22 protein-coding genes are annotated in these 18,284 nt (G+C 62.7%); 12 read left to right on the top strand and 10 right to left on the bottom strand.

What is annotated here, in order from left to right; all coding sequences use genetic code 11:
• Positions 1-50: 50 nt before the first annotated feature.
• Positions 51-968 (bottom strand): AraC family transcriptional regulator, encoded by a 918-nt coding sequence (locus EV664_RS09035; RefSeq protein ID WP_133495384.1) that lies wholly within the window; start codon positions 966-968, stop codon positions 51-53.
• A 62-nt stretch (positions 969-1,030) separates the two neighbouring features.
• On the opposite strand from EV664_RS09035, the gene EV664_RS09030 reads away from it, so the two are divergent.
• From EV664_RS09030 to EV664_RS09010, 5 genes are all read left to right on the top strand, one after another.
• Positions 1,031-1,765 (top strand): SDR family oxidoreductase, encoded by a 735-nt coding sequence (locus EV664_RS09030; protein ID WP_133495383.1) that lies wholly within the window; start codon positions 1,031-1,033, stop codon positions 1,763-1,765.
• Between the two features lie 67 nt (positions 1,766-1,832).
• The gene (locus tag EV664_RS09025; protein ID WP_133495382.1) at positions 1,833-2,576 is read left to right on the top strand and encodes an SDR family NAD(P)-dependent oxidoreductase; all 744 of its coding nucleotides are present in this window, start codon (positions 1,833-1,835) and stop codon (positions 2,574-2,576) included.
• 129 nt (positions 2,577-2,705) lie between these two features.
• A complete protein-coding gene (locus tag EV664_RS09020) occupies positions 2,706-3,464 on the top strand; it encodes an SDR family oxidoreductase (RefSeq protein ID WP_133495381.1) in 759 nt (252 codons plus the stop codon).
• Between the two features lie 243 nt (positions 3,465-3,707).
• Complete coding sequence (locus EV664_RS09015) at positions 3,708-4,601, top strand: LysR family transcriptional regulator (protein WP_133495380.1); 894 nt, start codon at positions 3,708-3,710, stop codon at positions 4,599-4,601.
• A gap of 114 nt (positions 4,602-4,715) precedes the next feature.
• Entirely contained in the window at positions 4,716-5,621 is a 906-nt protein-coding gene (locus EV664_RS09010; protein ID WP_162848807.1) for an alpha/beta hydrolase, read from the top strand.
• A 263-nt stretch (positions 5,622-5,884) separates the two neighbouring features.
• On the opposite strand, the gene EV664_RS09005 is transcribed toward EV664_RS09010, so the two are convergent.
• The gene (locus tag EV664_RS09005; protein WP_229668202.1) at positions 5,885-6,397 is read right to left on the bottom strand and encodes a winged helix-turn-helix transcriptional regulator; all 513 of its coding nucleotides are present in this window, start codon (positions 6,395-6,397) and stop codon (positions 5,885-5,887) included.
• Between EV664_RS09005 and EV664_RS09000 the strand changes: the two genes are divergently transcribed.
• Positions 6,398-7,330: an aromatic alcohol reductase gene (locus EV664_RS09000; RefSeq protein ID WP_211338492.1), complete on the top strand. Its 933-nt coding sequence runs from the start codon at positions 6,398-6,400 to the stop codon at positions 7,328-7,330.
• 1 nt (position 7,331) lies between these two features.
• A complete protein-coding gene (locus tag EV664_RS08995; RefSeq protein ID WP_162848806.1) occupies positions 7,332-7,829 on the top strand; it encodes an ester cyclase in 498 nt (165 codons plus the stop codon).
• A 252-nt stretch (positions 7,830-8,081) separates the two neighbouring features.
• Here the strand turns inward: EV664_RS08995 and EV664_RS08990 are convergent, their stop codons facing one another.
• From EV664_RS08990 to EV664_RS08980, 3 genes are read right to left on the bottom strand one after another with little or no spacing between them, the layout of a single operon-like run.
• Positions 8,082-8,807 (bottom strand): glutathione S-transferase family protein, encoded by a 726-nt coding sequence (locus EV664_RS08990; RefSeq protein WP_211338491.1) that lies wholly within the window; start codon positions 8,805-8,807, stop codon positions 8,082-8,084.
• The gene (locus EV664_RS08985) at positions 8,807-9,724 is read right to left on the bottom strand and encodes an NAD(P)/FAD-dependent oxidoreductase (protein ID WP_133495377.1); all 918 of its coding nucleotides are present in this window, start codon (positions 9,722-9,724) and stop codon (positions 8,807-8,809) included. The genes EV664_RS08990 and EV664_RS08985 overlap by 1 nt, the downstream gene beginning before the upstream one ends.
• Positions 9,714-10,178, bottom strand: coding sequence for an Rrf2 family transcriptional regulator (locus EV664_RS08980; protein ID WP_133495376.1), 465 nt, complete (start codon positions 10,176-10,178; stop codon positions 9,714-9,716). Before EV664_RS08980 ends, EV664_RS08985 begins: the two co-directional genes overlap by 11 nt.
• A 91-nt stretch (positions 10,179-10,269) precedes the next feature.
• Here EV664_RS08980 and EV664_RS08975 point away from each other — a divergent pair, with 91 nt between their 5' ends.
• Complete coding sequence (locus tag EV664_RS08975; protein WP_133495375.1) at positions 10,270-10,980, top strand: SDR family NAD(P)-dependent oxidoreductase; 711 nt, start codon at positions 10,270-10,272, stop codon at positions 10,978-10,980.
• A gap of 47 nt (positions 10,981-11,027) precedes the next feature.
• Here the strand turns inward: EV664_RS08975 and EV664_RS08970 are convergent, their stop codons facing one another.
• Positions 11,028-11,912 (bottom strand): AraC family transcriptional regulator, encoded by an 885-nt coding sequence (locus tag EV664_RS08970; protein ID WP_373287504.1) that lies wholly within the window; start codon positions 11,910-11,912, stop codon positions 11,028-11,030.
• A 140-nt stretch (positions 11,913-12,052) separates the two neighbouring features.
• Here EV664_RS08970 and EV664_RS08965 point away from each other — a divergent pair, with 140 nt between their 5' ends.
• Together EV664_RS08965 and EV664_RS08960 are read left to right on the top strand one after the other, a co-directional pair.
• Positions 12,053-12,808, top strand: coding sequence for an SDR family NAD(P)-dependent oxidoreductase (locus EV664_RS08965; RefSeq protein ID WP_133495374.1), 756 nt, complete (start codon positions 12,053-12,055; stop codon positions 12,806-12,808).
• Positions 12,809-12,863: 55 nt separating this feature from the next.
• A complete protein-coding gene (locus tag EV664_RS08960) occupies positions 12,864-13,292 on the top strand; it encodes a tautomerase family protein (protein ID WP_133495373.1) in 429 nt (142 codons plus the stop codon).
• A gap of 66 nt (positions 13,293-13,358) precedes the next feature.
• Here the strand turns inward: EV664_RS08960 and EV664_RS08955 are convergent, their stop codons facing one another.
• From EV664_RS08955 to EV664_RS08945, 3 genes are all read right to left on the bottom strand, one after another.
• Positions 13,359-13,952, bottom strand: coding sequence for an isochorismatase family protein (locus EV664_RS08955; RefSeq protein WP_133495372.1), 594 nt, complete (start codon positions 13,950-13,952; stop codon positions 13,359-13,361).
• 74 nt (positions 13,953-14,026) lie between these two features.
• Positions 14,027-14,854, bottom strand: a complete 828-nt coding sequence (locus EV664_RS08950) for a pirin family protein (RefSeq protein WP_133495371.1) — start codon at positions 14,852-14,854, stop codon at positions 14,027-14,029.
• Positions 14,855-14,918: 64 nt separating this feature from the next.
• On the bottom strand, positions 14,919-15,983 hold the full coding sequence (locus EV664_RS08945) for an alkene reductase (RefSeq protein ID WP_133495370.1): 1,065 nt from the start codon (positions 15,981-15,983) through the stop codon (positions 14,919-14,921).
• Between the two features lie 758 nt (positions 15,984-16,741).
• Between EV664_RS08945 and EV664_RS08940 the strand changes: the two genes are divergently transcribed.
• Positions 16,742-17,686: a LysR family transcriptional regulator gene (locus tag EV664_RS08940; RefSeq protein ID WP_133495369.1), complete on the top strand. Its 945-nt coding sequence runs from the start codon at positions 16,742-16,744 to the stop codon at positions 17,684-17,686.
• Positions 17,683-17,988: a hypothetical protein gene (locus EV664_RS08935; RefSeq protein ID WP_133495368.1), complete on the top strand. Its 306-nt coding sequence runs from the start codon at positions 17,683-17,685 to the stop codon at positions 17,986-17,988. The genes EV664_RS08940 and EV664_RS08935 overlap by 4 nt, the downstream gene beginning before the upstream one ends.
• A gap of 17 nt (positions 17,989-18,005) precedes the next feature.
• Here the strand turns inward: EV664_RS08935 and EV664_RS08930 are convergent, their stop codons facing one another.
• A complete protein-coding gene (locus tag EV664_RS08930; protein WP_133495560.1) occupies positions 18,006-18,221 on the bottom strand; it encodes a DUF2274 domain-containing protein in 216 nt (71 codons plus the stop codon).
• Positions 18,222-18,284 lie beyond the last annotated feature (63 nt).

Below are 18,284 nucleotides of genomic sequence, written 5' to 3'. Positions count from 1 at the left end.
GCAAAATGCTTTCACGCCAGATCGCGTCGGGCAAAGCGCCAGGAGCCTATTCAAGCTGAACGTTTTGGTGAACTCCCGAATGTCCTTTTGTACGCGAAACCGAACGCGCTTTGCGACGAATAGCCGACGCGGCGGGCGACCTGATCAGCACTGAGCTCGTTCTGGGCCAGGAGCCGCCGCGCAAGCATCATCCGCCATTGGCGCAAGTAATCGAGCGGAGGGCGGCCTACTCTACGTGAAAATCGCTCGGAGAAGCCTGATCGCGACAGGCCGACCTCAGCCGCAAGACCCGGTACGGTCCATTGCCGTTCAGGATGGGCGTGGATCAAAGTCAGTGCCGCTCCAACCTGTTTGTCGCCCAAAGCGCCGATCCATCCCGCGCAAAGCGCTCCTTCTGTTGCGATGAACGCGCGCACGCCTTCGATCAAAAGTAGCTCGGCCAGTCGCATGGCAACGAGCCTGCTCCCCGGCCGATCAATGCGGGCTTCGCGGTCGACAAACGCGAGAAGACGGGAAATCGTCTCCGCTTCGCCGAAACCTTGGGCAATCCGATAGAACGACGGCAGCGCATCCAGGACGAACCCCGCGCCTGCGTCATCCAGTCCTACGCTTGATCCGATCACCAGCACATCGTCTCCTCCGAGGCGCAATGTGTCTTCATCGCTGGCGGCATAGAGCGGCGCTCCATGGGCGGGCTCAAGGGACGGATCACTCGCCACGATGTAATCGGTGCGCCCGATCAACGCCACGTCGCCCTCTTCCAACCATTCGGGATCATGATCAGGAAACACCAGACAGCATTTACCGCGGATCACACCGATGAACTTCAGGCGGTTTCGAGAGGCGAAACCGAGCGACCAGTCGCCTGCGGCCTCTAGGCGCGTTGCCTGCACTGACCCCGAACCGAAGGCGATCAGCGCATCGGATAGCGGATCGACCGCCACTTTGGAGGAACTCGACAAAATCATGGATGACTACGTGTAGTAACTCCACGCAGGTCTGCCTAGCTCTCTATGCGTAGGAGATTGCGATGAGCCTAAAAGGCAAAGTGGTGGTGATTACCGGGGCGGGAAGCGGCATCGGGCGTGCCACGGCACTTCACCTGGCGAGCCTTGGCGCCATACCCGTCATCGGCGGGCGCCGATCCGAACAATTGGCGGCCGTCACGGCCGAAATCGAGGCGCGCGGCGGGACCGCTGCCTGGCTAGCGACCGACGTAACACGACGCACCGATGTCGACGCACTTGTCACCCACGCTCGCGCACGGTTCGGTCAGCTCGATGTCTTGGTCAATAACGCCGGCATAAGTCCGACGTCCCGTTTCGATGCGCTTCGGGTCGAGGACTGGGATGCGATGATCGACGTCAATCTGCGCGGAGTCCTTTATGGGATCGCCGCCGCGCTTCCGATCTTCACTGCGCAGCAAAATGGCCACATCGTCAATGTCGTCTCGACCGCCGGTCTGCGGATCGTGCCCACCATGGGCGTATACGCGGCGACCAAGAATGCAGTCAGAACGATAACCGAAGCCTTGCGCCAGGAAGCCGGGCCGACGCTGCGTGTGACAGAGGTGTCGCCCGGCTTCATAGCTACCGACCTTGCCTCGTCGATGACGGACGCTTCCGCCAGGTCGGCCACGCAGCAACGCATGGATGAACTGGCACTTCCGCCCGAGGCAATCGCCAAGGCGATCGCCTTCGCGATCGAACAGCCCGCCGAAGTCGATGTCGGAAGCATCGTCGTACGCCCCACGGCGCAGGACTAGCGAGTTTCGCCGCCCGCTACGGACCTCGTCCGTGTTCCATCCCTTTCCGTCAGGAGCGTACCAACCGATGCGAATTGATCTTACGGCGAAAGTCGCCCTCGTGACCGGCGGCAGTTCAGGTATCGGCTTCGCTATCGCAAAGCAGCTGACCGAATGCGGAGCTGCCGTTGCGATAACCGGGCGCACCCGCGATACGATCGACAGCGCTGCCAGTTCGATTGGTGGAGGGTGCCTCCCGATCGTCGCCGACGTGACCCAGGCAGACGAGATGGATGCCGCCGTCCAGCGGATCGGAGAGACGCTCGGCGGACTTCATATCGTGGTCGCCAACGCGGGTGTGGGCGCAAACGCACCACTCGGAGAGATCGACGACCAGAAGTTTGAAAAGGTGGTCGGCACCAATCTGAAAGGTGTTCTCAACACGGTCCAGTCGGCTTTGCCGATGCTTGGCCACGGCGCATCCATCGTCCTTATGGGGTCGACCGGCTCGTTCGAGGCGCCGTCGACCATGAGCGTCTATGGTGCGACCAAAGCAGGGATGCGCGCCTTCGCAAAAACATGGATCAAGGACATCAAGGGCCGCGGCATTCGCATCAATGTCGTAAGCCCCGGAGCGATCGATACGCCTTCGCTTCGTGATGCGTTGGGCAGTGACGGCGACAGCGCGATCGACGCTCTCAACGAGCGCAGCCCGATAGGTCGAATCGGCACTCCCGAAGAGGTAGCCAACGTCGTCGCTTTCTTCGCGAGCGACTCTGCTAGCTACATCAACGGGGAAGAACTCTATGTCGATGGCGGGCTCAAGGTCTGAGGCAGTATCGTTTCATGGGCGAGACAATCCGTCCATATTAAGCTGCTTATCCATGGCGCTCGGAACATCTATTTCCAACGGCAGAGAGACGGAAACGGATTTCCGGCTCTGCACCTGAGGAGAAGCATCATGAAGAACAGCGGCAACACCATCATCCTTACCGGCGGCGGCTCGGGCATCGGACGCTTGATCGCCCGGCGCCTGCACGATGCAGGCAACACCGTCATCATCGCGAGCCGTAACATGGACGCGCTGGCCGAGACGGCCGAGGGCTACGCGAACATCCACACGCTCGAACTCGACCAGACCGATCCGGTCAGCATCGATGCGTTCGCGAAGCGGATCGCCGACGACTTCCCGCAGGCGAATATGCTCATCAACAATGCCGGCATCATGCGGATGGAAGGCTCACTCGCCGCGAAGCGCGATCTTGCCGACGCCGAGGAATCGGTCACCAACAATCTGCTCGGCCCGATCCGGCTCACCAATGCGCTGATCGACCAGCTGGTGGCGCAGCCCAACGCGGCGCTCATCAACGTGACCTCCGGTCTTGCTTTCGTGCCGCTGGTGCTGGCGCCGACCTATTCGGCCATTAAGGCGGGCATCCACAACTACACCGTGTCGCTGCGCGCGGTGCTGAAGGATCGGGTCGAGGTGATCGAGATCGCCCCGCCGGCGCTGCGCACCACGCTGACGCCAGGCCAGGAGAACAACGAGCGCTTCATGGATCCCGAACTCTTCGTCGACCAGGTGATGGACCTGCTGCAGCGCGATCCGACGCCGGCCGAGGTGCTGGTCGAGGAAGTCGACTACATGCGCCGCACCGAGAAGGAAGATCGGCTCGAAGAGACGGTCGCCGGGATCAATCCCTTCCTCGCCAACTTCTAACACGGTGTTGGGGGCGTCTCAAAACGTCCTCTCCCGTCCGAGGCGCGTTACCCCCCGCTCGGCAGCCTGCATTGGAAGGTGCCGGGTGGGGCTAGTGCGAAAGCACGGCGTCAGCGGATGCCGCACGGGCAGCGACCCGTCGCAAATCCTGATGATTTGAGACAGTGGTGCATCCAAATATTGACTGTTTCGTCCATGAGGCGGAGTATTGCCACTACTGCCGTATCGTCTCTTAGGTGAAACATGGATCTTGTCGCGCTCGCCGATTTCAACCTCGTCGCTCGCCATGGCGGTTTCAGCAAGGCCGCGCGCGAGGCCAACCGGCCCAAGGCCACCCTGTCGCGCCGCGTCGCGGAGTTCGAGGCCGCGTTGGGTCTGCGCCTGTTCGAGCGCGGCGGCCGTGAGCTAAAGCTCACCGAGGAAGGCCGTGCGCTTCACGAGCGCAGCGCGAAGCTGCTGACCGATCTCGACGAGACTGTCACCGCGATCGCGTCGGGCGGTGATACGCCGCGCGGGCACATGAAGATCAGCGCACCGCTGCTGTTCTGCCAGATCGCGATGGGCGAGGTCGCTGCGCGATTTGCTAATGCCTATCCGGAAGTCCAGCTCGAGATCGTCACCGAGGACCGGGCGGTGAATATGGTCGAAGAAGGTGTGGATCTTGTCATCCGGATCAACCCCAGCGCCGACGACAATCTCATTGGGCGCGTGTTTCTGCGCGATCATCAGGTCGTCGTCGCTCCGCCCGGCCTCAAACGACCCTCGGGACGCAAGAGCGTACCCGCCATCGTGCGCAGCGTCGACTGGAAGCAGACGAGCTGGCGTGTGCGTCATGACGGGGAAGGTATCGAGACGGTGGCAATCGAACCGATCCTTTCGCTCTCCTCGCTGGTCATGGTGCGTGATGCGCTGCGCGATGCCGAAGCTGCGGCTGCGCTGCCTTATTCGCTGGTCCACAACGAGGTCGAGCGCGGCAACCTCGTGATGTGGGGCGAACTCGATATGCCGGGCACCGAATTGTGGGCGCTCTATCCCTCGAGGCGGCTGCTCAGTTCCCGCGTCTCGGCATTCCTCGATCATCTCAAGGCGACTTTTCCGACCGGTTCAGCGGACGAGCTGGCCGCCTTCGTGCGATAGGAACAAGCGCGTCATTCGTCCCGCTGATGGGATGGTGCGTCCAGAATGATGCTCTGCCGCCCGGTACTGCGGAACGCTAGATTGCTGGCAGTTACCAAGCACAGGAACTTTCCCATGAGCATTATCAATCACGACGAGGCTTTCCGCGACCGTGCCGCCATGCTGGCGATGCGCGCGATGATCGCCGCATCGGGCAGCTTTTCGATCGAGCCGGGTGCCCGCGAAGCCTACGACCAGCTGATCGCGCGCACCAAGATTGCCGACGATGTCGAGACGGTGCAAGCCGAAGTCGGCGGTGTAGCGGGATGGTGGGTCACCCCTGCCGGCACGCGCGCCGGGGACGGCGCCATCCTCTACGTCCATGGTGGCGGCTACGTCCTGGGCAGCGCCGAGGCCTATCGCGGACTCGCCAGCCAGATTGCCACGCGTGCCGGCCGCCCGGTGTTCGTCGTCGACTATGCGTTGGCGCCCGAAAACCCCTTCCCCGCCGCATATGACGACGTCAGCAAGGTCTATGTCGCGCTGGCCGAGATGACCGGCGGCAAGGTCGCCCTGATGGGCGATTCCGCGGGCGGTGGCGCGGTGCTTTCGGTGGCGATGAACCGCTCTGAAGAGACGCCCGCCCCGGTCGCCATCGTCGCCTATTCGCCGTGGACCGATCCAGCGCTCATGGGCGAAAGCGTCCAGACCCGCGCCGACGTCGATCCGATCCTCACCGAGCAGTCGCTCTCCGATGGCGCCCGGCAGTACCTCGCGGGGGCGGACAAGAGCGATTCTCGAGTTAACGCGCTGGCGGGCGACTTCACCAGGCTACCGCCGGTTCGGATCGATGTTGGCGACGACGAAATCCTGCTCGACGACTCGCTGCGTTTCGAGTCGCTGGCAGGCGAGGCGGGGCGTCAGGTGGAAACGCATGTGTGGAAGGGCATGGTTCATGTCTTCCCTACCAATGTTGGCATGCTTAAGGCGTCGGGACAGGCTCTAGACGGAACCGCGGAGTTCCTAAAGCGGCACTTCTAAGCCAAGACGAATTCTCCCGCCTCGTGTTAGATGTCGTGGCCTGCAATGATGATCGGCCGGACGCGCAATCATCGGCGTTTTCCGGCGCACATTGCGTGAGAAAGATCGGACCCGCCAGCGGGCGCTAGGTGGTTCTAGTGTCCCGTTTCTCCCTCTCGAAAGGGCAACTTCGGCAAGAGGCTATCGGGAACAGATTTCGGGAAAACGGAACTTCCTTGCCGTCCAGCGTGCAGCGCGCCCCTCGGTCATCGCAATCATCCCTTCTATTCGGGAAGGCTCCGGGCTTTCATAGGATCATCGGCATTCGGTCCGTTATGGTCGAACCGGGCGCGTGCTGCCCTGAACTCCGGGGCATTGTCGATGATCCAGGACCAAAGCGGCATCATCCCCACAAGCAACCCTCGCCCCATGGTCGTCAGCGTGTAATCGACCCTTGGCGGCACCTCCCGGTAGTCGCGGCGAAGAATGAGCCCATCACGTTCCAAGTGACGCAAGGAGCGGGTTAACATGCGCTGCGTGACCCCTTCGAGCCGCCGTGCCAGTTCGGCGTGGCGTAGCGTACCGGCGACGCCCAAGGTATGGACGATGCCGAGCGACCATCGGTTGCCGGCATGGGCCAGCACTTCCCGCTTCAGCCCGTCATCATCGTCGCTGAGCGCGTCGCAGGCTGCTTGCGAGCGGGCAATCACCGCATCGAAGTCCAACTCATCAAGCGGTATCACGCGTGTACCGTCTTCTTTATCCCGACCGTGCATCTCATTTGTCATCAGGATCATATGGAGTGCCTGATGCCAGAAACGAAGAAACCTTCCGCTACTTTCCTTGTAATCGGCGCCGGAGAACTGGGACTGGCCGTGATCAACGGACTGTTGGAGCAGCACCCGGAAAGCGCCGGATCAGTCAGCGTCCTCCTGCGGCCTCCCGCCGACGCAGCCGGAGAGCAGGCTAAACACCCGTTGGAGGGTAAGGGGCTCCACATCGTTCGCGGCGATCTTGCGACGGAAACGGTCGATGGCCTTGTCGCCATCTTCGCCTCGTTCGATACGGTTATCTGCTGCACCGGGTTCGTCGGCGGCCCAGGCACGCAACGCAAGATAACCAAGGCCGTCCTGCAAGCCGGCGTGGAACGCTACGTGCCTTGGCAGTTCGGTGTCGATTACGACGTGGTCGGGCATGGCAGCGGGCAGCCGGTGTTCGATGAGCAGGCGGACGTGCGCGATATGCTGCGCGGGCAATCTGCCACGGAATGGATCATCGTCTCGACGGGCATGTTCACCAGCTTTTTGTTCGAGCCGGCCTTCGGCCTGGTCGACCTCGAACGCCCTAGGGTTCATGCGCTCGGTAGCTGGGAGAACCGCCTGACCGTGACCACCCCGGGCGACATCGGACGGCTCACCGCCGCGATCCTCGCGCATGAACCGCGCATCCGTGATCAGGTGGTGTACGTCGCCGGGGACACGTTCTCCTACACCCAACTTGCCGACATGATTGAAGGGCACTTGGGTCGCGATGTGGAGCGGGTGATGTGGGACATGGATCGGCTGCGGTCCGAAGTCGCGGCACACCCGGACGACGGGATGCGGAAGTACCACCTTGCCTTTGCCCGCGACACCGGCGTCGCGTGGGACAAGGAGACAACCTTCAATGCCGCGCAAGGCATTGCGGTCGTGGACGTGCCGGCGTGGCTCGATCAGCGGGAGGCAGCTTGACATGGACACCTCGTCGCCCGCCGATCCTTCGCGGCTCCACGATGCTGAGGCGGTGACCTTCGCGCGTCCTGATGTGCTGGTCAGCCCCGGAGACGGTACTACTTCCAAGCTCGCGGAACTCGCCGCGACCTACTACGGCTTTTGGAACAACGGCAGCACAGCCTTGTTCGAGGCGACCGTTTCTCCCAGCTACACGGATCGCACTTTGCCCGCCGGTCGACAACAGGGTCCGTCAGGTTTGGCCGCTGCTGGCGCGGACTTCTTTGTGGCGTTCCCCGATGGCCGGGTAAAGGTTCTTCAGCAGATACTGGTTGGGGATCGCATTGTCAGCCATCTGCGCGTCATGGGTACTTTCACAGGAACCCGTAAAGGCACGGAAGGAGCCGGGCAAGCGATCGACTATCTGGCGACTGATATCATGCGGGTCGCTGACGGTCTGATTGTTGAAAACTGGCATGTCGAGGATCACGAAACGCTGCACCGCCAGATGACCATCTAGGCATAATCTTCCCACAACGAGGGGTCTCGGGAAAGCTGTGGCCGTCCCATTCCTCGATCCCAACCGAGACAGCGGAACGCTCCATCCGGTCCGGCACCACGAATTGGAGGTTGGTTATTGTGCGTCCGTCTCAACGATTGTGGGTCACGGATCAGCTAACGTGCACTGGCCGCCCCGTTCTGCCTCACGTATGTACGCCGGAAAACCTTGATAATTGCGCGTCCGGCCGATCATCATTGCAGGTCGCTACAGTTAGACATCGACGATCCCTCGGGCGGGACCTAGTTTTGATCCGATCGAGGGCGGACAGACTTCCCGCAGCCCCTGTGCTACCGCCAGCAGAGGCGCGGGAAATTCTGCGGGCGCCGCGCTCGGCCGCTCGCTGAAGGCGCGGTACCAAACTGTCAGGACAGGGCAGTCTTCAGGAACGGGAACGCCATATAGCCCTTCGGCGAATTGCAGCGTGGCCATCGCGATGCAATCGGCGATGGTGGGCTGATCGCCAGCAAGGAACGGTCCTTCCGTCTCGCCAACAAGCGTGTCGAGCAGGCGCAAGCGACAATGATACGAATCGGCCGCAAACGTCGCGGCTTCGATGCTCTGCGGTTCGCGTCCCGCAAACGCCGGGCTGGCCTTGTGACACCAGATACCAAACTGCATCGCGGCTTCATCGATCACCGCGATCAGCTCACGCGTCCGTGCCCGCATGGCCGGCGTTCGGCCGAGCATGTCAGGCGACGAAAAACGCTCTTCCAGATATTCGAGGATCGCGATCGAGGAGCGGATCAGCGTGCCATCCTCGGTTCGCAGGATCGGCACCGTGGCGAGCGGGCTCAATCGTTCCAGCTCGGGCGGAGGCCATCCGGCCATGAGATCGAACGCCACCCGGTCAATCCCGGTGATCCCTTTTTCTGCCAAATAGATGCCGACGCGCCTAGGGTAGAGTCCCCAAGCGAGTTCATAGAGCTCCATGCTCATCAAGATTGTCCTGTAACGGGCGGCTCGAATACAAGAGATTGGTGCAGCGAGATTCCGGCTGTGACGCCATCGGCGGCCGCCCAGCTGGCATTGTGCGGCGCGCGGGCGATATCGCCGGCAGCATAGACGCCAGCGACGGTGGTCAGCTTCGCCGCATCGGTGCGAACCACCAGACCGAACGGACCCTCGTCGAGCGCGCAGCCGAGCCGTTCGGCAATCGGACTGTTCAATCGCGAACGCGGTGCCAGAAACAATGCGTCAATTTCCGCCGCTCGGCCGTCATCCACCAACAGCGAGGTCAGGGCGCCGTCTTCACCGTGCAGTGAGCGGATCGACGCGGGTTCAATCGTCACGCCGCGCCGATCGAGAAGCATCCGCGCGTCCCCCTCGGGCATGGCGTTGCCGTCGAGATAGAGCGTCGTCGCGCCCCAATCGGCGATGAGCGCGGCCTGATGCGCCGACAGGGGCGCGGTCCACAAGACCCCTAGCTTGCCGCAGCCATGCTCGTAGCCGTGGCAGTACGGACAATGCAGGACCGTGTCGCCCCACCGCTCGGCAAGGCCGGGGATATCGGGGAGCACGTCGGAGATCCCGAAGGCCAGCACCAGTTTTCTGCCCGCAACTGTGCCACCACCAGCGAGGGTCACCTCGAAGCCGCCGTCCACACCACCGATATCGGTCGCGGCATCCGCGATCATCCGCACGCCGGGATAGGCCTCAACCTGTGCCTTGGCCCCGGCGATCATCGCCGCCGGAGCGGCGCCGTCCTGGCCGAAGAAGCCGTGAGAGGCGCTGGCGAAGCGGTTGCGCGGCGAGGCGGTATCGATGATGCAGACCGATCGGCGTGCGCGCGCGATTTGGATCGCGGCGGACAGGCCCGCATAGCTTCCGCCGATGACGACAGCGTCATACTTCATGGTAAATCTCCTGATCGTCCTTGTTTCCCCGTGCGAGCATTCGGCCGTGGAAATCGGCGCTCAGTTCAGCGAGCGTCACTGCGGCGAACCGATCGAGGAGCAGGGTGCGCGCTTCTTCGAAGGCGCTACCCAGCGTCGCGTTGACCGCTTCCTCCACCAGGCATCCCGGCGCGTCGGTCCGTTTGCCCATGGCAAAGAGCTCGGGGCTGTCCAACGAGGCGTAGATGTCGCGCAGCGTAATCTCCGATAGCGCACGCTCGATCGTCCAGCCGCCGCCATGGCCCTTCTCCGATCGGACCAGCCCTGCCTCACGCAGTCCCGCCATCGTCCGCCGCATCGCGGCGGGGTTGCTGCCCATGATGGTCGCCATCGTCTCGGAAGTGACCGGCCCGTCCCGCTCGACCATATGCAACAGCACATGCAGCACACCCGACAATCTGCTATCTCGTCTCATGCTACTTTAGATGTTACGTGACTTTTGATAGGTCAAGGGTCTCAGTGATCCCATCTCGAAAAGAGTCTGCACCGAAAATGGGAGAGCGCTCATGGCGATTGACGAAAGACCTGTAGCCGTGGTGGTCGGAGCCGGTCCGGGGAACGGCGGGGCGCTTGCCGAGCGCTTTAGCAAAGGCGGCTATCAGGTCGCGCTGCTGGCGCGCAGCAATGAGAAGCTAGAGGCGATGGCGTCGCAAATCGCGCACTCGGAGGCTGTCGCCTGCGATGTCACCGATGCCGCATCGATATCGCGCGCCTTCGCCCACATCCGCGAGAACATGGGACTGGTAGAGGCGCTGCTCTACAATGCCGGCTCGGGTGTCTTCGCGACAGTCCAGCGACTCTCGCCGGACGATTTCGAGGCCTCCTGGCGGATCAACGCTATGGGGCTTCTACTGTGCGCGCAGCAGGTCATACCGGCGATGACCGACAAAGGGTCGGGCTCGATCATCATCACCGGGGCGACTGCGTCGCTGCGCGGATCCCAGAAAACGGCCGCCTTCGCACCGGCCAAGGCGGCAGAGCGCGCGCTCGCCCAATCCATGGCGAAGTCGCTCTGGCCGCTGGGAATCCATGTCGGCCTGCTGATCGTCGACGGCGTGGTCGATCAGCCCGCCGTCCGTTCCATAATGCGCGACAAGCCCGACGACTTTTTCGTGTCGCCCGATGGCTTGGCGGACACCGCCTGGTCGCTGCATAGGCAGGTCCGGCAGGCGTGGAGCTTTGAGGTCGAGGTCCGGCCCTATGGCGAGAACTGGTAGAGGGCAGCGGCGCGCCATGCTGACAGTTTTCGGAAGATTAAAATGCCTTACGCGGCATCGCTCATCTCAGCACTCGCCCGCCGAATATCACGGGCCGGGGGCTGTCCGAACATGCGGCCGTATTCGCGCGTGAATTGGGGCACGCTCTCATAACCTACGCCGTAGGCCGCATCGCTAATTGCCTCGCCCAAAGAGAGCATCCGGCGCCGCGCCTCAATGAGCCGCAGCTGCTTCTGGAATTGCAGCGGCGACAGGGACGTGATGCTCCGGAAATGGACGTGGAAAGCGGACAGGCTCATCCCGGCGGCCTTTGCCAGCACTTCGACTTTTACCGTCTCGGCATAATGCGTGCGGAGAACAGCGACGGCCCGTGCGACCCGATGGGCGTGGCTGTCGGTCACACCCAGTGCCTGGATCGCTCCGCCATGCCGACCAACGAGCAGCCAATAGTGCAACTCGCGCTTGAGCTGTGATCCCAGCACCGTCAGCGTGGCGGGCCGATCGAGCAGGCGCAGCAGGCGCAGGGCTGCGTCCGCAACCTCTGCCTCGGTGGGATCGACCCTGACCGGGCGATCCGCCTCGGACGGCACCGCACCGATTTCTCCCGCCAGCTCGGCGATGATCGCGGGCTCAAGTTCGAGAACGAGTGAATAATAAGGCAAGGCACGGCTCGCGGTCGTGATCTGGCTGACCGTCGGCACGTCGGTGGTGATAAGCAGGGAATCGCCCGCGCCGAAGTCGAAGGTGGCGTTCCCCATCGTCACACGCTTCCCGCCCTGCAGCACCAGCGCCACCAGCGGCTTGGACACCGCATATTGCAGCATGGTCGGCGTCGTCTCGCGCAGGATCACCAGCCCGTCCACCGGCGTCGTCGCAACGCCGAACCGGTCGACATGGGCATCGGCGTAGCGCCGCGCATCGTCGAGAAGCAAACCTGTCATGGCCATTCGATTACGAGAAGCTGTTCGATGCGGCAACCGGCCTGGATAATCAGGCAAGATTTCAGGTTGATCGCGCAACACGCGTCGGGCGTGCGGGCGCATAGGAACGGAAACACCAACCGGAGGCATCCATGACCACCATATCTCTCGTCACAGGCGGCAGCCGCGGCCTCGGCCGCAACACCGCGATCAGCATAGCCCGTCACGGCGGGGACGTGATCCTCACCTGCCATAGCGGCAAGGACAACGCCGACGCGGTCGTCGCCGAAATCGAGGCGCTCGGCCGCAAGGCGGTGGCGTTGCAGCTCGACACCGGCGACGTCTCCTCCTTCGCATCCTTCGTGGAGACGCTGCGCGGCACACTGACTGAAACCTTCGACCGGGAGACCATCGATCATCTGATTAACAACGCCGGCCACGGCGAGATGGCGGATTTCTCCGCGACGACGGAGGAGAAGTTCGACAAGCTGTTTGCGGTCCACGTCAAGGGCGTGTTCTTCCTCACCCAGGCGCTGCTGCCGGTGCTGGCCGATGGCGGACGGATCGTGAATTTCTCGTCGGGTCTCACCCGCGTGTCGTTCCCCGGCTTCTCGGCCTACTCTGCCGCCAAGGGCGCGGTCGAGGTGCTGACCGTCTACATGGCGAAGGAACTGGGCGCGCGCGGCATCACCGCCAACACCGTCGCACCGGGCGCAATCGAGACGGATTTCCTGGGCGGCGCGGTGCGCGACATTCCCGATTACAACACCGCCTTCGCCGGCATGACGGCGCTCGGCCGCGTTGGCCTGCCGGACGATATCGGGCCGATGGTGGCAAGCTTGCTCGGCCCAGACAACCGCTGGGTCAACGGTCAGCGCATCGAGGTGTCGGGCGGCCAGACGATCTGATCCGCCGCACGGGTGCCGCGATGCGGCACCCCATTCCCCTGTCGGAGATAGCACTATGCCCAAGCTCATCATCCACTCGCCCGCTGGCACCTTCGACGCGGCCGATCGCCAGCGCGTAGCCGGTGCCCTTACGGCGCTGGGTCTGGAATGCGAGGGGCTGCCGCCCTCGCCGTTGGTACGCAGCACCGTGTGGACCTACTTCGCCGACTATGCGGCGGATTCCGTGTTCATGGGCGACGAGGCTGCTCGCTTGCCTGTCGTCACCCTTCAGGTTTACGCTTTGGCAGGTGGTCTGGATGCCCATGGCAAGCGCCGCCTCATCGAGGGCGCGACGGCCATCCTCGACCGGCGGCCGGATGGAACGGCGCTCGCGCCCGTGTACATCGTCATTCACGAGGTAGCCGAAGAGAACTGGGGCATCTTCGGGGAACAGGCCGATCTCGCCGCCCTGCGAGCAAGCCCACTCGACGCGCCGGCAATCTGAATATGGTACTGACCAAGACTAATCCGCATTCCGGAACACGCGGATGCGTCTCAGTGCGGCGCCGCCTCAGTCGACCGGACGCATGAGGTAGGGAGTCGGCAGGAACTGCGCGATCTCTTGGCCCTCCGGCGTCGACCAGTCCTGCGTGAGTTCGGCGACGATCGTGTTGGTGACCGTCATCTCCACCCCCGCACGTTCGATCCGATGGCGCGAGATATCCTCGTTGATGCGATAGGGCGAACTCGAGGCGTCCATCACCGCCTGCACCTCGTAGCCTGCCTCGTGCGCACTGATCGCGGGCAGGACGAGGCAGATGTCGGTGGTGATCGCGCCGATGATCAGCTGCTTGCGTCCGGTCTTCTCGACCGCGGCGCGGAAGGCGGGATCCTGCCAGGCATCGATCACCCCGCTGCGCAACACGCGGCTCTCGTAGGCCTCGGGCACGACGCGCGAGAACCAGTCATGCGTCGGTCCCTGCACGCGGTCCTCCTGGCTCGCGGTCAGCACAACCGGAATGCCCAGTACGTTGGCGGCCTTCGCGAGAACGACGGCATTGCGCAGCGCTTCGTAGGCGGGCGTGGTGTTGGCGAGTTGCAGCGTGCCGACTTGGTAGTCGACCAGCAGCAGCGCGGCATCGGCGGGTTTGAAGTGGTAGGTCATCGATGTTCTCCTGTTTCCGGTAAGTTGCGATTGCCTCCCGAACGGAATGATGATCGCAGCGGCGGCCGCGCGCCTCAGCGAAGCGTAATCTTGAGCCGGGCGATCTCGGCTTCTCCTTTTTCGAGTGCCTCCGCCGACGAGTGGACTGAGCTTTTGCCGACGAAGAGCGGCCCTTCGGTTCGTCGTGCCGACGCGACAAGGAAGCGCGCGTCGGCGGTGGCCTCAATCGCGATCGGCTCGGCGCCATCCGCGAACACGGCGAGTTCGCCCGCACCGATCGTCTCGCCACCCGCAAACACGCTGCCCGACTGGACCGCGATCCAGGCGAGCTGGTGTTCCGGCTCGATGGTGAACGCGAACGCCTCGCCCGCCTTACGGCGCACGTCGAGCAGGGTCGCTGCGTTCTCGTACGGCACAGGTCCTTGCCGATCCTGCCAAGACCCGAGGATGACGCGCACGCCGTCAATTATTTCGATCTCGTCGGCGGCGAAGTGACGGCTGTAGGAAGGCGCGAGCTCCGCTTCGGGCGGCAGCAGCATCCACACTTGATAGCCGATCAAGTTCGTGTGGCCGATCGCGCTCGCGGCGTGCCAGACGCCCTTGCCCGAGGCCATCCATTCGATCCCGTCGGGCTCGACACCGCCCTGCTTGCCGGTGGTTTCCTTGTAGCGGTTCCGGCCGCTGGTGATGATGGTGAGCGCGCCGACGCCCGAATGCGGGTGCCAGTTCATTGCGTTGCCCGGACACGGAGGGATTTCGGCATCGTCGAGGAAGACGAACGGCTTGGTGATTTCGCCAATGTCCCCGGGATCGATCAGCCGTATCACCGGCCCCACCTTGCGGCCGCTGGTCTTGATTCGGATCGCGCGGGTGGTGGATGTATCAGTTGATCTGGTTGCCATCGGTCTAGCTCCTGTCCGGAGGCCAGGGAGCGGAGCCGGACCGCGTCCGGCTCCGCCGCGCCTGTCACGCCTCTGCAAGCGTTGGATAATCGACGTAGCCCGCCGCGCCGGCGCCGTAGAACTTGTCGTACTGGATCGCGTTAAGCTTCGCGCCGGACTTGAGGCGCTCGACTAGATCGGGGTTCGACAGGCTCATCACACCGATCGATTCCATGTCGGCCGTTCCAGCCTCGATGTCGCTGCCGACCTGTTCGCGGGTGCGACCGGGGCGGTTGACGATCAGCGTGCCCGAGAAGCGCTCGCGGATGTCGGCGAGGAGCTGCTCGTTGCCGCCGTGCAGCATGTGGATATAGGCGAGTCCGATCCGCTCGAACTGTTCGGCGAGGTAGCGATAGACCTCGTCGTTATCGCCCCCTTCCTTGATCCCGCCCATCGGAATGCCGGGTGAGAGGCGGATGCCGGTGCGATCCGCGCCGATGGCATCGGCGATGGCCTGCGCCACCTCGACCGCGAAGCGCGCTCGGTTCTCCACCGAGCCGCCGTACTCGTCCGTCCGCGTGTTGGCGTTGGGCGCGAGAAACTGGTGTACGATGTAGCCGTTGGCGCCGTGGATCTCGACCGCGTCAGCGTCCGCTTCGATCGCGCGGCGTGCGGCGAAGGCGAAATCGGCGACGGTCTGTGCGACCTCCTCGGTCTCCAGCGCGCGCGGCTCGGGAATATCGAGCATGCCGGTGGCTGTGAACATCTCGACACCGGGCGCGATGGCCGACGGCGCGACGGACTGACGGCCGCGCGGCGTATTGCTGGGGTGGGACATGCGGCCTACATGCATCAGCTGGATCGCGAGTTTCCCACCCTCGGCGTGCACGGCATCGGCGACTTCGCGCCAGCCCTTCACATGCGCGTCGGTGTAGATACCCGGCGTGGTCAGATAGCCTTGGCCGTCATCAGAAGGCTGAGTTCCTTCCGTGATGAGCAGGCCCATTGAAGCGCGTTGCTGGTAATACTGTGCAGCGAGAGCGCCGGGCGTCCCGTCGACATGGGCGCGGCTGCGCGTCATCGGCGCCATGGCCAGCCGGTGCGGCAGGCTCATGCGGCCAACAGTGATGGGGGTCCATTTGTCTGTCATGGCGAATACTCCTTCGAAAAGGTGCGCCATCTGGATCGACCATCAATCGGAGCGCATCTTGTAATCGGGAGTTAGGCCGTCCATCAGCGATCCGGCAGTCGTCGGATTTGGACGCGCCGTCTCTAAAGCGGAACGGAACGTGGACTGACGGCTATAGTATGGCCGCATATCCAGTCGCTCGGCGACTATAGCCACCAGCGCTTCGATATGACCGATGATGACCATTGCGACATGATGGACACCGGGTCGCAGCTGAACCGCTTATTCCACACGAGAAACAATTGAAGAGGCTCGGTCGCTAGCGGACGCAGCTTTCATAGCGGCTTCATTGCAAGGAGGGCGGCAGGCACGGCGGCCGAAGATGGTCATTCGCTAGATCAATATTCGCCTATATTGATTATTTATTTGAAGCTTACTTGGTTGCGAAACATGTTGGGAGGAGGGCTTTGATGTGATGACCTTGACAATCTCAGCGCACCCCCATCTCGTAATGTGGCGCGTCAACCGCGCTATGGCAGACGGTCTAGCCGGTATTGAACATTCCGATCTCTCGGCGTGGTACCCGGACGGCAAAATCGACAATAAGGCGGAGAAAGACGCCTTGCTCGTTGTGGACAGCCTAGCGTTGCAGTTCACATGCCAGTGTCGTTCGGACCCAGCATTGCTGAAGGACTGTGCCTCGTATCCAGCAGCGCGTAGTACATATCGGAATGGAGCGGATAGACAAGTTCAGGGCACCGCATCTCTGATAGCGCGTCGTGATTGAGCTACGTCAGCTTCGCTATCTGATTGCCGCTGCCGAGGCGGGCAGTTTTAGCCGGGCCGCTCGCATTATGAACATCAAACAGGCTACTCTCAGTCGGCACATAATTGAAGTAGAGAAGCGGCTTGGGATGACCTTGTTCAATCGGAACACACGCGGAGCTACTCTTTCGGAGAACGGCAGGATCTATCTGACCACGGCCCAGCGCATTTTGAAAGATTTTAGGGAGCTCAACGAGTGGGTCCGCGCCACGCAGGCGGGTGAGGTCGGCCGGCTGGCAGTCGGGTTCTACACTTCCGTCTCGGCTGGCAACCTTCGCGCGACAATGAGCGAATTTCAGCATCGGTTTCCCGAGATCAAGGTCCGCGTTTTCGAGCGAGACCGTGCCATGCTGCTGGCCGGCATCGAAAACGGCCTGCTCGACATCGCAATCATGATCGGCGAGCGCCCATATTCGGGCATGAAGAGCCGGCCACTCTGGAGCGAACGACATTTGGTGGTTTTGCCCGAAACCCATCCGCTAGCTCATCGCGAGCAGATTTACTGGCAAGACCTTGCGGGAGAGCGCTTCCTACTGACCGAACGCGATCCTGGCCCCGAAACGCGCAACTTCCTGCTGGGTAAACTAGGAAGCCCAGGCTACACGCCTGAGATCGACTTGCATGACGTCGGGCGCGATACCATCATCAGTTCAATTGCGCTCGGCGGCCGCGTTGCCATCTTCGCGGAGTCGTCAGCCGGCATCCAGGTGCCGGGCGTGTTGTTCCGCGAGATTCATGAAACCAACGGTCACAGCCGCATTGGCTATTCCGGCTATTGGCGCGACGATAACGAAAACCCGGTGCTTCATCGCTTCCTCGATTTGGTTGCCACACGATATTCTTTCGCGCCGCACTCGGAACCATACAGCGCTCAGCCATCCTCAAAGGAACGGTCATGATCCAAGGAAAGGCATTGATCGTCGTGCTGATCGCGCTAGTCATCGGATTCGGTGCGGGCTTCGCGCTACGTCCCATCGTTATCGCGCCAAACGCGCCAATTGCCATCACTGCGCCGCAGCTGCCGCAAGTGACGGCCGAACCGCGCGGCAAGCCCTACTTCGCTGCACGTCTCGAAGAGGCCCGCCAGGTCGTTGCGGACTGCACGCATGGCTCTGTGCGGGGCGATGAATGCTCGAACGCCGAACAGGCTGTCGTCGAAGCGGAAGGCCGGGACCGCTTCAAGCGCTTCCTAGGAAATTGACGCTCTGCCCTAGCGGATCAATCGGCCCGGGCGCGGTGTCGGCGAAATCCCCGATCGGTTTCCATGAATCGGGCGAGCATGGGTGCGACCAGCTTTTCGGGCGCGGCAGGCTGGCCGCCCGTCTCGGCGGCGAGGGCAGCCGCATAGGCGACAAGATCGCGATGGACGGCAGCGGGCAGCTCCGCGGTCAGCTTGACCGGACTGGTCTGAGCCCCTAGATTTCCTCCATTGATAGGTAGAGTCCGGCCTTCGACAAGGAGACGGACGAATGAAGCGATCGAGGTTCAGCGAGGAGC

The organism is Stakelama pacifica (genome assembly GCF_004361835.1).
Classification (GTDB): Bacteria; Pseudomonadota; Alphaproteobacteria; order Sphingomonadales; family Sphingomonadaceae; genus Sphingomonas; species Sphingomonas pacifica.
The sequence above is the reverse complement of the archived record's forward strand: the minus strand, read 5'-3'. Positions and strand labels throughout refer to the sequence as shown.

Bases quoted from the DNA above. Each gene is read 5' to 3' on its own strand.
- EV664_RS09035 (WP_133495384.1), bottom strand. From the start codon at position 968: ATGATTTTGTCGAGTTCCTCCAAAGTGGCGGTCGATCCGCTATCCGAT.
- EV664_RS09030 (WP_133495383.1), top strand. From the start codon at position 1,031: ATGAGCCTAAAAGGCAAAGTGGTGGTGATTACCGGGGCGGGAAGCGGC.
- EV664_RS09025 (WP_133495382.1), top strand. From the start codon at position 1,833: ATGCGAATTGATCTTACGGCGAAAGTCGCCCTCGTGACCGGCGGCAGT.
- EV664_RS09020 (WP_133495381.1), top strand. From the start codon at position 2,706: ATGAAGAACAGCGGCAACACCATCATCCTTACCGGCGGCGGCTCGGGC.
- EV664_RS09015 (WP_133495380.1), top strand. From the start codon at position 3,708: ATGGATCTTGTCGCGCTCGCCGATTTCAACCTCGTCGCTCGCCATGGC.
- EV664_RS09010 (WP_162848807.1), top strand. From the start codon at position 4,716: ATGAGCATTATCAATCACGACGAGGCTTTCCGCGACCGTGCCGCCATG.
- EV664_RS09005 (WP_229668202.1), bottom strand. From the start codon at position 6,397: ATGATCCTGATGACAAATGAGATGCACGGTCGGGATAAAGAAGACGGT.
- EV664_RS09000 (WP_211338492.1), top strand. From the start codon at position 6,398: ATGGAGTGCCTGATGCCAGAAACGAAGAAACCTTCCGCTACTTTCCTT.
- EV664_RS08995 (WP_162848806.1), top strand. From the start codon at position 7,332: ATGGACACCTCGTCGCCCGCCGATCCTTCGCGGCTCCACGATGCTGAG.
- EV664_RS08990 (WP_211338491.1), bottom strand. From the start codon at position 8,807: ATGAGCATGGAGCTCTATGAACTCGCTTGGGGACTCTACCCTAGGCGC.
- EV664_RS08985 (WP_133495377.1), bottom strand. From the start codon at position 9,724: ATGAAGTATGACGCTGTCGTCATCGGCGGAAGCTATGCGGGCCTGTCC.
- EV664_RS08980 (WP_133495376.1), bottom strand. From the start codon at position 10,178: ATGAGACGAGATAGCAGATTGTCGGGTGTGCTGCATGTGCTGTTGCAT.
- EV664_RS08975 (WP_133495375.1), top strand. From the start codon at position 10,270: ATGGCGATTGACGAAAGACCTGTAGCCGTGGTGGTCGGAGCCGGTCCG.
- EV664_RS08965 (WP_133495374.1), top strand. From the start codon at position 12,053: ATGACCACCATATCTCTCGTCACAGGCGGCAGCCGCGGCCTCGGCCGC.
- EV664_RS08960 (WP_133495373.1), top strand. From the start codon at position 12,864: ATGCCCAAGCTCATCATCCACTCGCCCGCTGGCACCTTCGACGCGGCC.
- EV664_RS08955 (WP_133495372.1), bottom strand. From the start codon at position 13,952: ATGACCTACCACTTCAAACCCGCCGATGCCGCGCTGCTGCTGGTCGAC.
- EV664_RS08950 (WP_133495371.1), bottom strand. From the start codon at position 14,854: ATGGCAACCAGATCAACTGATACATCCACCACCCGCGCGATCCGAATC.
- EV664_RS08945 (WP_133495370.1), bottom strand. From the start codon at position 15,983: ATGACAGACAAATGGACCCCCATCACTGTTGGCCGCATGAGCCTGCCG.
- EV664_RS08935 (WP_133495368.1), top strand. From the start codon at position 17,683: ATGATCCAAGGAAAGGCATTGATCGTCGTGCTGATCGCGCTAGTCATC.